Genomic DNA, 13,072 nt, shown 5'->3' with positions numbered 1-13,072 from the left:
CCCTCAAGCGCCTGAACCGCGGCCGGCGGCTCCCCCGTGCAGGAGCGATCCTATTGTCAGTGTCTTCGATCATTTCCGTCATTGATGATGATCCCTCCGTTCGCCTTGCGACGAACAACCTCCTCACGTCGCGAGGATACACGGTCTACACCTTTGGCTCCGCTCACGAATTTCTTCAATCCGCCGAACTGGAGACGAGTTCCTGCGTGATCACGGACGTGCAGATGTCGGCCATGAGCGGCGTCGAGCTGCTGACGCATATACGCGGCCTCGGGCGCATCACGCCCTTCATCTTCATGACGGCTTTTCCGGACGAGGCCGTGCGCGACCGCGCGCTGAAGGCCGGCGCGATCTGCTTTCTCGCCAAGCCGTTTTCAACGCGAGCCCTGATCGAGTGCCTGGAGACTGCACTGTCTGGCGCTAGTAAAGCCACGATGTGACGCGGCGGCGCCGCGTCCCGCCGGTTCTCACGGCCGGGACATTGTGCGCTGCAGCCACAGCGGGGCGCTCAATCCACCTTGATGTTGGCTGCCTTGATGATCGGCCACCACTTTGCGATCTCGGCCTTTTGTCGTGCACCAAGAGCCTCCGGGGTGAGCTGGTTCTGCGGCGTCATCTCCAGGCCCTGGCTTTCGAGCTGCTTCTTCACGGCGGGATCGTTCAGCGCCTCCACGGCCGCGGCGTTGAGCTTGGTCACGATCTCTTTCTGCGTACCCTTCGGCGCCCACAGTCCCGACCACAGCGTCATGTTGAAGCCTTTCAGGCCCGCCTCCTCCGCAGTCGGGATGTCTGGCGCGGAGGCGAGGCGCTTGTTGTCGGTGATGGCGTAGGCGCGGATGGTGCCGGCGCGGACCTGGTTGATGGAGTTGGAAGTCTGGTCGACGATGATATCGATCTGGCCGGCGATCAGATCGTTCAGCGCGGGCGCGGTGCCGCGGTACGGGACGTATTGCAGCTTGATGCCGGACACACTCTCGAAATAGACGCCGGCGATGTGGCTGCCGGAGCCTGCGCCGGCGGTGCCGGCTGTTGGCGGCGACGGCCGCGCCTTCAGCCATTCGATCAGTTCTTTCAGCGAGGTCGCGGGCACCGCATTCTTGCTGACCACGATCATCGGGTTGCTCGGCAGCAGCACCACGGGTTCGAGATCGGTGACGAGATCGTAGCTGAGCTTGTAGACGGCGCCGTTGGCGACATGGGTGCCGAGATGACCGAAGGAGATGGTGTAGCCGTCCGGCGGCGATTGCACGGCACGCCCGACGCCGATCGAGCCGCCCGCGCCGGTGACGTTCTCGATCACCAGGGGCTGGCCGAGCGAGACCCGCATCCGCTCGGCGAGCACGCGCGCCATCGCATCCGACGGGCCGCCGGCCGCAAAGGGCACGATGATGGTGATGGGGCGCGAAGGATAGTCGTCGGCGCGAGCTGCGCCTGCAATAGCGAGAATACCGATCAGTCCGGCCCAGACGGCCTTCTTCATTCGTGTTCTCCCCATCGTTTTTCTTTTTCACCTCTCCCCGCTTGCGGGGAGAGGTCGGAATTCGCGCGTAGCGCGGATTTCGAGTGAGGGGGAGCTTCCGCAAATTCAGCTGTCACCGTCCCCGCGGAGACTCCCCCTCACCCCAACCCTCTCCCCGCAAGCGGGGCGAGGGAGAACTACGAACTCGCCCGCGGCCTCCTTTGCTCGGCGCTAGAACTGCGCGTAGTCGATCGGCTTGTGGCGGTCGAGCGTACGGGTGACCGGCGGCAGCGGGTATTTCAGACCGGTTGCGCAGTTGAACAGCATGACGCGATCGGTCTTGCTGACGCGGCCGTCGGCAAGGCTCTCCTTGTAGGCAGCGTAGGTGGCTGCGCCCTCGGGACACAGCAGCAGCCCCTCCTCGCGCGCGACCTCGTTCAGGGCCGCGGAGATCTTGTCGTCATCCACGGCAATGGCAAAGCCCTTGCTCTCGCGCACGGCGCGCAGAATGAGAAAATCGCCGATCGCCTGCGGCACGCGGATGCCCGACGCAATGGTGTGGGCATCCTCCCAACGCGTCGCATGCTCGGTGCCGGCCTCATAAGCCCGCACCATCGGCGCGCAGCCGGAGGCCTGCACCGCGACCATGCGCGGGCGCTTGCTTCCGATGAAGCCGATCTTCTCCAGCTCGTCAAAAGCCTTCCACATGCCAATCAGGCCGGTGCCGCCGCCGGTCGGATAGAAGATCACGTCGGGCACGTCCCAGCCGAGCTGCTCGGCGAGCTCGAGGCCCATCGTCTTCTTGCCTTCGATGCGGTACGGCTCCTTCAAGGTCGAGGTGTCGAACCAGCCGACTTTCGCCTTGCCCTCGCCGACGATCTTGCCGCAATCGTCGATATAGCCGTTGACGCGGTAGACGGTCGCACCCTGGAGCTCGATCTCGCTGACGTTCACCTCAGGCGTGTCCGCCGGGCAGAAGATCGTGGTCTTGATGCCGCAGCTCGTCGCATAGGCCGCCAGCGCCGCGCCGGCATTGCCGTTGGTCGGCATCGCCATGTGCTTGATGCCGAGCGCCTTGCCCATCGACACCGCCATCACCAGGCCGCGCGCCTTGAACGAGCCGGTGGGCAGGCGCCCCTCGTCCTTCACGATGATCTCGCCGCCCCCGAGCTTCTTGCCGAGCTTCGGCAGCCGGATCAGCGGCGTCGTGACTTCGCCGAGCGAGACGATGTCCTTGCATTTGCGCACCGGCAGCAGCTCGCGGTAGCGCCACATGTCGCCGGGACGGTTGCTGAGCGCATCCTTGGTCAGCGCCTTCTTCACGCCGGCGAGATCGTAGCGGACCAAGAGCGGCTTGCCCGCCTTGGAGAGATTGTGAACCTGATCGGCGGCGTAGTGGTCGCCCTCCATCGCACATTCAAGATGCGTGACGAAGGTCGGGCGTTCGATGGTGAGGTTGTCGTTGTCGTGCATGGGGTGGTTTCCTTCTTGTTCTGCAAACAGCTCTCTCTGCTCGTCATTGCGAGCGCAGCGAAGCAATCCAGAATCTTTCTGCAGCGGCAGCCTGGATTGCTTCGCTTCGCTCGCAATGACGGCGACGATTAAATATTCAACACCCGTCCATACGCATCCAGCACGGCTTCCTTCATCATCTCCGAGAGGGTCGGATGCGGGAAAACCGTGTGCATCAGTTCTTCTTCCGTCGTCTCCAGATTCATGGCGACGACGTAGCCCTGGATCAGCTCGGTGACCTCGGCGCCGACCATGTGAGCGCCGAGCAGCTGGCCGGTCTTCTTGTCGAAGATGACCTTGACCAGGCCCTGATCCTCGCCGAGCGCGATCGCCTTGCCGTTGCCGACGAAGGGGAAGCGGCCGACGCGAATCTCGCGGCCGTTCTCCTTGGCCTTGGCTTCGGTGAGACCGACGGACGCGACCTGCGGATGGCAATAGGTGCAGCCCGGGATCATGTTCTTGTCCATTGGATGCGGATGCAGGCCCTTGATCGCCTCGACGCAGATCACGCCCTCATGCTCGGCCTTGTGCGCAAGCATCGGGGGGCCCGCGACGTCGCCAATGGCGTAGATGCCGGGAACGTTGGTCTTGCCGTAGCCGTCGATGACGATGCAGCCGCGGTCGGTTTTGACGCCGAGCTTTTCGAGACCGAGATTCTCGATGTTGCCGACGACGCCGACGGCCGAAATCACGCGCTCGAACTCGGTGGTGACGGGCTTGCCCTTGCCATCGTCGATAGTGGCGACGACGCTGTCGGCCTTCTTCTCGAGTTTTGTGACTTTGGTCGAGGACATGATTTTCATGCCCATCTTCTCAAAGCGTTTCCGCGCGAGCCCTGCGATCTCCGCGTCCTCCACGGGCAGGATCTGCGGCAGTACCTCGACCACAGTGACGTCAGACCCCAAGGTGTGGAAGAAGGACGCGAACTCGATGCCGATGGCGCCCGAGCCGACGACCAGCAGCGACTTCGGAATCCGATCCGGTACCATCGCCTCGAAATAGGTCCAGACCAGCTTCTTGTCGGGCTCGAGGCCCGGCAGCACGCGCGGCCGCGCACCGGTCGCCACGATGATGTGCTTGGCCTGATAGGTCCCCTCGCCCAGCGATCCCTTGGGCGCTTCGACGTCGGATTTCTTCACGGTGACCTTGCCGGGCGCGTCGATCGAGGCGGCGCCCCAGATCACGCTGACCTTGTTCTTCTTCATCAGGAAGCCGACGCCGTCGTTCAGCCGCTTCGAGACGCCGCGCGAGCGCTGCACCACCGCCTTCGGATCGAACGAGACCTTCTCCGCCGACAGGCCGTAATCCTTGGCGTGCTGCATGTAGTGGTAGATCTCGGCCGAGCGCAGCAGCGCCTTGGTCGGAATGCAGCCCCAGTTCAGGCAGATGCCGCCGAGATAGGATTTCTCGACGATCGCCGTCTTGAGACCGAGCTGGGCGGCGCGGATCGCGGTGACATAGCCGCCGGGACCGGAGCCGATGATGATGACGTCGAAGGATGTATCGGCCATGTCGGCTCCCGTTCAACTCAAGAGTCGCCGCGGGCGCGGCGCTTGACCAGAAAAGACCTCACCAGCCATTCGAGCAGCACCGCCAGGACCATGATGGCCAGCGCGGTGAGCACGATGGGCTGGGCGATGTTCCGTGCCAGTTGCTCACCGGCAAAGAACGCAGAGTGAAGAAAATCGAGCCCAACCGGGTTGAGCGCGACGACGGCCCCAAGCAGCAGCGATATCCATGGCCAGCGGGTCCGGACATGCAAAATTGCCCCCTCTGCGGCCGCGTCAGACCATCATCATCACAGGGTTTTCGATCAGCTGCTTGAACGCGCCGATCAGCTCGGCGCCGAGCGCGCCGTCGATGGCGCGGTGATCGCAGGACAAGGTCACGCTCATCATGTGCGCGATCTCGATCTTGCCGCCGCGCACGACGGGGCGCTCCTCGCTGGTGCCGACCGCGAGGATGGTCGCATGCGGCGGGTTGATCACGGCGGTGAAGTGGCTGATGCCGTACATGCCGAGGTTGGAGACGGCCGTGGTGCCGCCCTGGTACTCCTCGGGCTTCAGCTTGCGCGAGCGGGCCCGCGCGGCAAAATCCTTCATCTCGTTGGAGATGGTCGACAGCGTCTTGGTCTCGGCCTTGCGAATGATCGGCGTGATCAGGCCGCCCGGCATCGCCACGGCGACGCCGACATCGGAATGATGGTGCTTGACCATGCCGCTTTCGGTCCAGCTGACATTGCAATTCGGGATCTTCTGCAGCGCGACCGCCATCGCCTTGATGACGAAGTCGTTGACCGAGATCTTGTAGAGCGGCTTCTTCTCCTTGTCCTTGGGAGCAGCCGCATTGATCTCCTCGCGCGCGACGAGCAGCTTGCCGATGTCGCAGTCGATGGTGAGATAGAAGTGCGGGACGTTCTGGATCGACGCGGTCAGGCGCTGCGCGATGGTGCGACGCATGCCGTCATGCGGGACGATATCGTAGGAGCCTGGCTCGAACAGCGACAGGATCTGCTTGTCCGACATGGTCGGCGCGATCGCGGGTGCGCCTGACGGCGCCGCGGCGGGCGCCTTGAGGCCCTTGCCGGACTTGGCCTGCTCGACGTCGCGCGCGACCACGCGGCCATGCGGACCGGTGCCGGTGACCATCGAGACATCGATGCCTGCATCCTTGGCGAGGCGACGGGCCAGCGGCGACGAGAACACGCGGCCGCCATGGCCGTTGCTCTGCGCAGCGGGAGCTGTCGCCTGCGGCGCAGGAGCAGCGGGCGGCGGCGCCCCCTTGGGCGCGGCCGGCGCAGGCGCCGGTGCGGCAGCAGGAGCTTCAGCGGCCTTCGGCGGCGCGGCCGACGCGCTGGGCTTGGCGCTACCCGCAGCCTTCACGTCCTCGCCTTCTCCGGCGAGCACGGCGATCACGTCGTTGACCGGAACGTCCTGCGTGCCCTCGGGGACCAGGATCTTGGCGATCGTGCCCTCGTCGATCGCCTCGACCTCCATGGTCGCCTTGTCGGTCTCTATCTCGGCGATGACGTCGCCGGATTTGACCTTGTCGCCTTCCTTCTTCAGCCACTTGGCGAGGTTGCCCTTCTCCATCGTCGGCGAGAGAGCGGGCATCAGGATGTTGATGGGCATGCTGACCTCAAGAAGAACTTTGCAAAAACGTCGTCTCCGACAGCGGAGACGAACAGACCAGGTTTAGTTGCCGATGTCGCCCTGCCACAGGCGCTCATTGGCAGGGATGGAACGCCAATTCTTCATCATGTTGATGGAGCGGTCGTCGGCAAGGTCGATCCAGGGGATGCCGAACTTGTCGAGGATGTCCTTGGATCCCTCGAAGGTGACGGATTCGCCGATCACCACAAGCTTGACCTTGAACAGTGCGAGCGCGCCGGCGCACATCGAGCATGGCGAGAGCGTGGTGTACATGACGGTGTCGTGGAACGTGATCGCGCCGGCCTCGCGCAGGCAGCTCATCTCGCCGTGCAGGATGACGTTGTTCTCCTGCACGCGGTTGTTGTGGCCGCGGGCGATGATCTTGTTGTCGCGCGTCAGCACGGCGCCGATCGGCAGGCCGCCCTGCGCGATCGAGGCTTCCGCCTCGCGGATCGCCTCCAGCATGAAGTTGAAGTGGTAGGATTCGATCGCCACTTTCAGTGTCCCTTCCCGCGGGGCGTCGTGGTGCCGGTGTCCGTGGGACGCTCGATCTCGGCCTGGAACATGTCGAGGATCCGGTTCAGCGCGTCCTCCTCGGTATATTCGCTCTCGCGCGCATAGGCGCGCGCGGCGTGGCGAGCGAGATCGACGAGCAGCAGGCCCCACATGTCGGGCTCCTCGAAGGCGCGCTGGAACGCCATCGACAGCCCGCCGTCCAGCACGAACACGCGCAGGATCTCGACCGCGTCGTCGCGGGTCATGACGTCGGGCGGAAGTGGCTGCTCCTTCGGGCCCGCCATGGTCTACCTGTAGCAGACGGCTTTGGCGGCCTCGACGACTTCCGCCGCCGAGGGCAGCGCGAGCTTCTCCAGGTTCGAGGCATAGGGCATCGGCACGTCCTTGCCGGAGACGCGCGCGACCGGCGCATCGAGATAGTCGAAGGCGTTCTCCATGATGCGCGCGGCGATCTCGGCGCCGACGCCGCTCTGGGCCCAGCCCTCCTCCACCGTGACGGCTCGCCCGGTTTTCTTGACCGAGTTGACGATGGTCTCGGTGTCCATCGGACGCAGCGTGCGCAGGTCGATCACCTCGGCCTCGATGCCGTCCTTGGCGAGCTCGTCGGCGGCCTTCAGCGCATAGGTCATGCCGTTCGACCACGAGATGATGGTGACGTGGCTGCCGGCGCGCACGATGCGCGCCTTGCCGATCGGAATCACGAAGTCGTCGAGCTTGGGCACTTCGCCGGTGTGGCCGTAGAGCACCTCGTTCTCGAGGAAGATCACCGGATTGGGATCGCGGATCGCAGCCTTGAGCAGGCCCTTGTAGTCCGCGGCCGAGAACGGCGCGACGACCTTGAGGCCCGGGATGTTCGAGTACCAGGACGAGTAATCCTGGCTGTGCTGGGCGGCGACGCGCGCGGCGGCACCGTTGGGCCCGCGGAACACGATCGAGCAGCCCATCTGGCCACCGGACATGTAGAGCGTCTTGGCCGCCGAGTTGATGATCTGGTCGATCGCCTGCATCGCGAAGTTGAAGGTCATGAACTCGACGATCGGCTTCAGCCCCGTCATGGCGGCACCGACGCCGACGCCGGCAAAGCCGTGCTCGGTGATCGGGGTGTCGATGACGCGCTTTGCGCCAAATTCCTGGAGCAGGCCCTGGGTGACCTTGTAGGCGCCCTGATATTCGGCGACCTCTTCACCCATCACGAAGACGTCCGCGTCGCGGCGCATCTCTTCGGCCATGGCATCGCGCAGGGCTTCGCGGATGGTCTGCGTCACCATCTCGGTGCCGGCGGGCACTTCGGGATCGGGCTCGGCAACGGCCTGCGGCGCAGGCGCGGCCTTGATCTCAGAAGGCTTGGGCGCAGGCGCTTCGGCCTTTGCAGCGGCGGGCGGCGCGGACTCGGCAGCCTTCGCGGCCGGTGCAGGTGCTTTGGCAAGATCGGCTGCGCTCTCGCCGTCGGCGAGAATGGTCGCGATCGGCGTGTTCACCGCGACGTCGGCGGTGCCCTCGGGAATCAGGATCTTGCCGAGCGTGCCCTCGTCGGTCGCCTCGACCTCCATGGTCGCCTTGTCGGTCTCGATCTCGGCGATCACGTCACCCGACTTGATCGTCTCGCCCTCTTTTTTCAGCCATTTGGCGAGGTTGCCCTTCTCCATCGTGGGCGACAACGCGGGCATCAGCACTTGAATTGGCATATCGACTCCAAAAGAAAGCTTGCGCGCGTTCAGCGGTAAACGTCGGTCCAGAGCTCGGCGGCATCCGGCTCGGGGTCATGCTGGGCAAAGTCGGCGGACGCATTGACGATGTCGCGCACCTCGGCGTCGATCGCCTTGAGATCGGCCTCGCTGACCTTGGCCGCCAGCAGGCGGTTGCGCACCTGCTCGATCGGGTCCTGGTCGTGACGGACCTTCTCGACCTCCTCGCGCGTGCGATATTTTGCAGGGTCGGACATCGAGTGCCCGCGATAGCGGTAGGTCTGCATCTCCAGGATGAAGGGACCCTTGCCGGCGCGGCACCAGGCCGCCGCCTCCTCGCCCGCAGCCTTCACGGCGCGGACATCCATACCGTCGACCTGCTTGCCGGGAATGTTGAAGGACGCGCCGCGCTTGGAAAAATCCTGCTGCGCAGAGGCGCGCGACACCGAGGTGCCCATGGCGTAGCGGTTGTTCTCGATGACAAAGATCACCGGCAGCTTCCAGAGCTCCGCCATGTTGAAGCTCTCATAGACCTGGCCCTGATTGGCCGCACCGTCGCCGAAATAGGTGACGCTGACATTGCCGTTGCCGCGATAGTGATTGGCGAAGGCCAGACCCGTGCCGAGCGAAACCTGGGCGCCGACGATGCCGTGGCCGCCGTAGAAGTGCTTCTCCTTGCTGAACATGTGCATGGAGCCGCCCTTGCCCTTGGAATAGCCGCCGCGGCGTCCCGTGAGCTCGGCCATCACGCCATTGGCATCCATACCGGTCGCAAGCATGTGACCGTGGTCGCGATAGCCGGTGATGACCTGATCGCCCTCCTTCAGGGCCATCTGCATGCCGACCACCACGGCCTCCTGGCCGATATAGAGGTGGCAGAAGCCGCCGATGGCGCCCATGCCGTAGAGCTGGCCGGCCTTTTCCTCGAACCGCCGGATCAGGAGCATGTCGCGGAGCGCCTTGAGCTCCTGCTCCCTCGTGAATTCCGGCGGCGAACCGCCGTCGGTCTTGTCCTGTGGAGTGCTTGCGGCGGCTTTCTTGGGTGCGGCCATGGGAATTCCGGGTCAGAGAAAACTTTCGCCTTCTCTAACCCAAGTCAAACGCCCTTGGAAAGCACCGCGGCGACATGACAGGTGACATGGCACGACTTTCATTATGCCGCACTGCAACGTGATCGTAATATTGCAAAATGTTTGGCGCCGATCGGGCAACAAATCGCTGCCCGGGGGACGGCACGCGCAGATTCGTGGCCGCGTCAAGAAACGCCCGGTCAACCAAGACCCGACATTAGGAACGGGCGACGCCGAAACGGCGCCGCCCTCTCCTCCGATCAGATCTTGCCGATCAGAAGAAGCCGAGCTTCTTCGGGCTGTAGCTGACCAGGAGGTTCTTGGTCTGCTGGTAGTGATCGAGCATCATCTTGTGGGTCTCGCGACCGACACCCGACTGCTTGTAGCCGCCGAAGGCCGCATGTGCGGGATAGGCATGGTAGCAATTGGTCCAGACCCGGCCGGCCTGGATCGCCCGGCCGAAGCGGTAGCAGCGGTTGGCATCGCGGCTCCAGACGCCGGCCCCGAGGCCATAGAGCGTGTCGTTGGCGATCGCGAGCGCTTCGTCATCGGTCTTGAAGGTCGTGACCGAGACGACGGGGCCAAAAATCTCCTCCTGGAAGATGCGCATCTTGTTGTGGCCCTCGAACACCGTGGGCTGGACGTAGAAGCCCTTCGCGAGGTCGCCGCCGAGCTCGGCGCGACCGCCGCCCGCCAGCACCTTGGCCCCCTCCTGCTTGCCGATGTCGATATAGGAGAGGATCTTTGCGAGCTGCTCGCTCGATGCCTGCGCGCCGATCATGGTGTCGGCCACGCGCGGATCGCCCTGCTTGATCGCGGCGACGCGCTTCAGCGCCCGCTCCATGAAGCGGTCGTAGATGTCGGCATGGACCAGCGCCCGGCTGGGACAGGTGCAAACCTCGCCCTGGTTCAGCGCGAACATGACGAAGCCCTCGATCGCCTTGTCGAAGAAGTCGTCGTCTTCGGCTGTGACGTCCTTGAAGAAGATGTTGGGCGACTTGCCGCCGAGTTCCAGCGTGACCGGGATGAGGTTCTGGCTGGCATATTGCATGATCAGCCGGCCCGTCGTGGTCTCGCCGGTGAAGGCGATCTTCGCAATGCGCGGGCTGGATGCCAGCGGCTTGCCGGCCTCGAGACCGAAACCGTTGACGATGTTGAGCACGCCTGCCGGCAGCAGGTCGGCGATGATCTCGGCCCAGACCATGATCGAGGCCGGGGTCTGCTCAGCGGGCTTGAGCACCACGCAGTTGCCGGCGGCGAGCGCAGGCGCGAGCTTCCAGCAGGCCATCAGCAGGGGGAAGTTCCAGGGAATGATCTGGCCGACCACGCCGAGCGGCTCATGGAAATGATAGGCGATGGTGTCGTGATCGATCTCGCCGATCGAGCCTTCCTGGGCGCGCACCACGCCGGCGAAATAGCGGAAATGATCGATCGCGAGCGGCAGGTCGGCGGCGCGGGTCTCGCGGATCGGCTTGCCGTTGTCCCAGGTCTCGGCAACGGCCAGGCGCTCGAGATTCTCTTCCATGCGGTCGGCGATCTTGTTCAGGATCGCGGCGCGCTCGCCGACGCTGGTGCGGCCCCAGGCGCCCTTCGCGGCATGCGCCGCATCGAGCGCTGCCTCGACGTCCTGCGCGTCGGAGCGCGCGATCTTGCAGACGATCTGGCCGTTCACCGGCGAGGCATTGTCGAAATATTTGCCGGCGGCCGGCGCGACGAACTTGCCGCCGATGAAATTGTCATAACGTTCGGCGAACGGATGCTGGGTGATACCCAGGAATTCCACCTTGTTCATTGATCACTCCCATGTTGCTGTTTGCGCTTGTCGTCGTCTGTTCACGACTTGCGCCGACGATGATGCGGGAGGCGTTTTCTGTCAGCCCGGGGGAGAGCGATGGCGGAGTGGACCTGTCGCAGTTCTGCGACAGTCGTGGGCGAGGCAAGCGCGAGATGGGGTGCTCGCAGCCTCCACATCGTCATTGCGAGCGCAGCGAAGCAATCCAGGCTGCGACCGCGGAGGGACTCTGGATTGTTCGCTGCGCTCGCAATGACGGCAGAGAAGACAGCGGCTCAGTGGTTCAGCTCGAACCGCTTGAGCTTGCGGTGCAGCGTGGCGCGGCTGACGCCGAGGGCCTTGGCGGCGGCGGAAACATTGCCGCCCGCGCGGAGCAGTGCCCGCTGCAACACCGCACGCTGACCTCCGGCAAGGTGGTCGCGCGCGATATCGCCGCCGAGCAGATCGGCCGCGGGCACTGGCCGCAACGGGCGGCCGGGCGCGATCCCAAGTCCAATGCCAAGTCCCACCCGGGCGGAGCGGGTCGCGCCGATCACGAGATCGTCCGCATCGACGGCCACGAGGCCGCCGCACTGGCCGTCCGCAGCCGGCGTCAGCACGATGCGGGCATGGGCGAAGGCGCGGCGGAACATGTCGGCCTCGATGCGCTTGGCCGCCTCGCCCGCCGCCAGCGCGATCAGACTGGAAAACGCATCGGTGCGGTCGGCGCGGCAGGAGGAGACGTCGAGCACACCGGCAAAGGCCGCGTCGTGGTCGTAGATCGGAACCGCAGTGCAGCTCAGAAGCGTGTTGCGGGTGAAGAAATGCTGGTCACGGTCGATCGTCAGCGGCCGCTGCTCGACGACGCAGGTGCCGATGCCGTTGGTGCCCTCGTGCTCCTCGCTCCAGAGCGCACCGGTCCACAGGCCCCAGGATTGGAACGTCGCATCGTCCGCGGGCGTGCCGCGACGGTCGACCGGCACCCCCTCGCCGTCGGCGAGCAGCACGCAGCAGCCGGCCGCGCCCACCGCCTGATAGAGCCGGTCCATGGCGCCCTGCGCGGCGGCGAGCAGCGGCGCGATGCGCTCGCGCGCCTCGCGCAGTTCCGCCTCCGTCAGCCGTTTCGGCAAGCCGCGGCCGGAGGGGTCGAGATGATGCAATCGGGAGGAACGGCGCCAGGAGGCCACGAGCGCGGAGCGAGCCGCCTGGCCTGATGCGATGGCGGCCTCAACGCGAGCCGCGTGATGCTGGGGGGCTTGCCCATTCATCACCGTTTCCTCCGGGTGGCATCCTTAAGACGTGCCGGCGCGGCCTTATTGATCTCCGTCAATCTTGCGGGGAGCGCACCGCACAAGCCATGCCCCCGCCGGCGCAGCCCCGTCAAGGCGGCAAGCGGCTGCCGCCTTACGACCTTCGAGTGATGGAACGGCGAACTGTCAGTCCCGGCGCCGACTTTCGATGCCGGTTTCGAATCGCGCGAAAGCGCTAGTTCGGGGGGATCATCCGGACGAGATCATGCGGATTGACATAGTCGAGCTGGAACCGGGCCCGCTCGTCCAGCATATCAGGATCGATCCTCGAGGTGCGCAGCAGCGAGACGCGCTGCTCGCTCCTGGCACGCTCGCGCTTGAGCTGCGCCAGTTCGCTCGTCAGCGCGATGATCTCCTGGTCGAGTTCCTGACGGGCGTTGAGGCCGTATTTGCCGGTATAGGCGTTGACGCCAAAATAGCCAACGATGGCGGCCGCCATCGCATAGAGGGCGAGACCGGTCAGGATCGATTTCAGGCGCGCGCGGGAGACCATCTCGGGAAGATGGGGCAGCTTGGTTAAGGGAGCGCTAACGCACCCGCCCCTACCCGCGTCGTAGTCATGGCCGGGTCAAGCCCGGCCATGATGAAAGCGTGTGC

General features: G+C 64.9%; 13 protein-coding genes. 1 reads left to right on the top strand and 12 read right to left on the bottom strand.

Going from position 1 to position 13,072, the window contains the following annotated elements; genetic code table 11:
• Window positions 1-53 precede the first annotated feature (53 nt).
• Complete coding sequence (locus tag GGD63_RS00845; protein WP_183239028.1) at window positions 54-440, top strand: response regulator transcription factor; 387 nt, start codon at window positions 54-56, stop codon at window positions 438-440.
• Between the two features lie 68 nt (window positions 441-508).
• On the opposite strand, the gene GGD63_RS00840 is transcribed toward GGD63_RS00845, so the two are convergent.
• The 12 genes from GGD63_RS00840 to GGD63_RS00785 form a co-directional block, all read right to left on the bottom strand.
• Complete coding sequence (locus tag GGD63_RS00840; protein WP_183239027.1) at window positions 509-1,480, bottom strand: tripartite tricarboxylate transporter substrate binding protein BugD; 972 nt, start codon at window positions 1,478-1,480, stop codon at window positions 509-511.
• 210 nt (window positions 1,481-1,690) lie between these two features.
• Window positions 1,691-2,932 (bottom strand): threonine synthase, encoded by a 1,242-nt coding sequence (locus GGD63_RS00835; RefSeq protein WP_183239026.1) that lies wholly within the window; start codon window positions 2,930-2,932, stop codon window positions 1,691-1,693.
• A 128-nt stretch (window positions 2,933-3,060) separates the two neighbouring features.
• Window positions 3,061-4,482 carry a dihydrolipoyl dehydrogenase gene (gene lpdA, locus GGD63_RS00830; RefSeq protein ID WP_183239025.1) on the bottom strand — a complete coding sequence of 474 codons (1,422 nt, stop codon included), beginning with the start codon at window positions 4,480-4,482 and terminating at the stop codon, window positions 3,061-3,063.
• Between the two features lie 17 nt (window positions 4,483-4,499).
• Window positions 4,500-4,733, bottom strand: a complete 234-nt coding sequence (locus tag GGD63_RS00825) for a hypothetical protein (protein WP_183239024.1) — start codon at window positions 4,731-4,733, stop codon at window positions 4,500-4,502.
• Between the two features lie 22 nt (window positions 4,734-4,755).
• Window positions 4,756-6,102, bottom strand: a complete 1,347-nt coding sequence (locus GGD63_RS00820; RefSeq protein WP_183239023.1) for a pyruvate dehydrogenase complex dihydrolipoamide acetyltransferase — start codon at window positions 6,100-6,102, stop codon at window positions 4,756-4,758.
• Window positions 6,103-6,165: 63 nt separating this feature from the next.
• On the bottom strand, window positions 6,166-6,618 hold the full coding sequence (locus tag GGD63_RS00815) for a nucleoside deaminase (RefSeq protein WP_183239022.1): 453 nt from the start codon (window positions 6,616-6,618) through the stop codon (window positions 6,166-6,168).
• 2 nt (window positions 6,619-6,620) lie between these two features.
• A complete protein-coding gene (locus GGD63_RS00810) occupies window positions 6,621-6,923 on the bottom strand; it encodes a DUF5076 domain-containing protein (protein ID WP_008547332.1) in 303 nt (100 codons plus the stop codon).
• Window positions 6,924-6,926: 3 nt separating this feature from the next.
• Window positions 6,927-8,324, bottom strand: a complete 1,398-nt coding sequence (locus GGD63_RS00805; RefSeq protein WP_183239021.1) for a pyruvate dehydrogenase complex E1 component subunit beta — start codon at window positions 8,322-8,324, stop codon at window positions 6,927-6,929.
• 29 nt (window positions 8,325-8,353) lie between these two features.
• Complete coding sequence (gene pdhA, locus GGD63_RS00800; protein ID WP_183239020.1) at window positions 8,354-9,376, bottom strand: pyruvate dehydrogenase (acetyl-transferring) E1 component subunit alpha; 1,023 nt, start codon at window positions 9,374-9,376, stop codon at window positions 8,354-8,356.
• 292 nt (window positions 9,377-9,668) lie between these two features.
• Complete coding sequence (gene adh, locus GGD63_RS00795) at window positions 9,669-11,186, bottom strand: aldehyde dehydrogenase (protein ID WP_183239019.1); 1,518 nt, start codon at window positions 11,184-11,186, stop codon at window positions 9,669-9,671.
• 275 nt (window positions 11,187-11,461) lie between these two features.
• Window positions 11,462-12,433, bottom strand: coding sequence for a GAF domain-containing protein (locus GGD63_RS00790; RefSeq protein WP_183239018.1), 972 nt, complete (start codon window positions 12,431-12,433; stop codon window positions 11,462-11,464).
• 217 nt (window positions 12,434-12,650) lie between these two features.
• Window positions 12,651-12,968, bottom strand: a complete 318-nt coding sequence (locus GGD63_RS00785) for a septum formation initiator family protein (RefSeq protein ID WP_130366516.1) — start codon at window positions 12,966-12,968, stop codon at window positions 12,651-12,653.
• Window positions 12,969-13,072 lie beyond the last annotated feature (104 nt).

The organism is Bradyrhizobium sp. cir1, assembly GCF_014198245.1.
Classification (GTDB): Bacteria; Pseudomonadota; Alphaproteobacteria; order Rhizobiales; family Xanthobacteraceae; genus Bradyrhizobium.
The sequence above is the reverse complement of the archived record's forward strand: the minus strand, read 5'-3'. Positions and strand labels throughout refer to the sequence as shown.

Excerpts from the sequence above, each read along its gene's own strand:
- GGD63_RS00805 (WP_183239021.1), bottom strand. The coding sequence starts at position 8,324 with ATGCCAATTCAAGTGCTGATGCCCGCGTTGTCGCCCACGATGGAGAAG.
- GGD63_RS00840 (WP_183239027.1), bottom strand. The coding sequence starts at position 1,480 with ATGAAGAAGGCCGTCTGGGCCGGACTGATCGGTATTCTCGCTATTGCA.
- GGD63_RS00785 (WP_130366516.1), bottom strand. The coding sequence starts at position 12,968 with ATGGTCTCCCGCGCGCGCCTGAAATCGATCCTGACCGGTCTCGCCCTC.
- GGD63_RS00820 (WP_183239023.1), bottom strand. The coding sequence starts at position 6,102 with ATGCCCATCAACATCCTGATGCCCGCTCTCTCGCCGACGATGGAGAAG.
- GGD63_RS00810 (WP_008547332.1), bottom strand. The coding sequence starts at position 6,923 with ATGGCGGGCCCGAAGGAGCAGCCACTTCCGCCCGACGTCATGACCCGC.
- lpdA (WP_183239025.1), bottom strand. The coding sequence starts at position 4,482 with ATGGCCGATACATCCTTCGACGTCATCATCATCGGCTCCGGTCCCGGC.
- GGD63_RS00790 (WP_183239018.1), bottom strand. The coding sequence starts at position 12,433 with ATGAATGGGCAAGCCCCCCAGCATCACGCGGCTCGCGTTGAGGCCGCC.
- GGD63_RS00835 (WP_183239026.1), bottom strand. The coding sequence starts at position 2,932 with ATGCACGACAACGACAACCTCACCATCGAACGCCCGACCTTCGTCACG.
- adh (WP_183239019.1), bottom strand. The coding sequence starts at position 11,186 with ATGAACAAGGTGGAATTCCTGGGTATCACCCAGCATCCGTTCGCCGAA.
- pdhA (WP_183239020.1), bottom strand. The coding sequence starts at position 9,376 with ATGGCCGCACCCAAGAAAGCCGCCGCAAGCACTCCACAGGACAAGACC.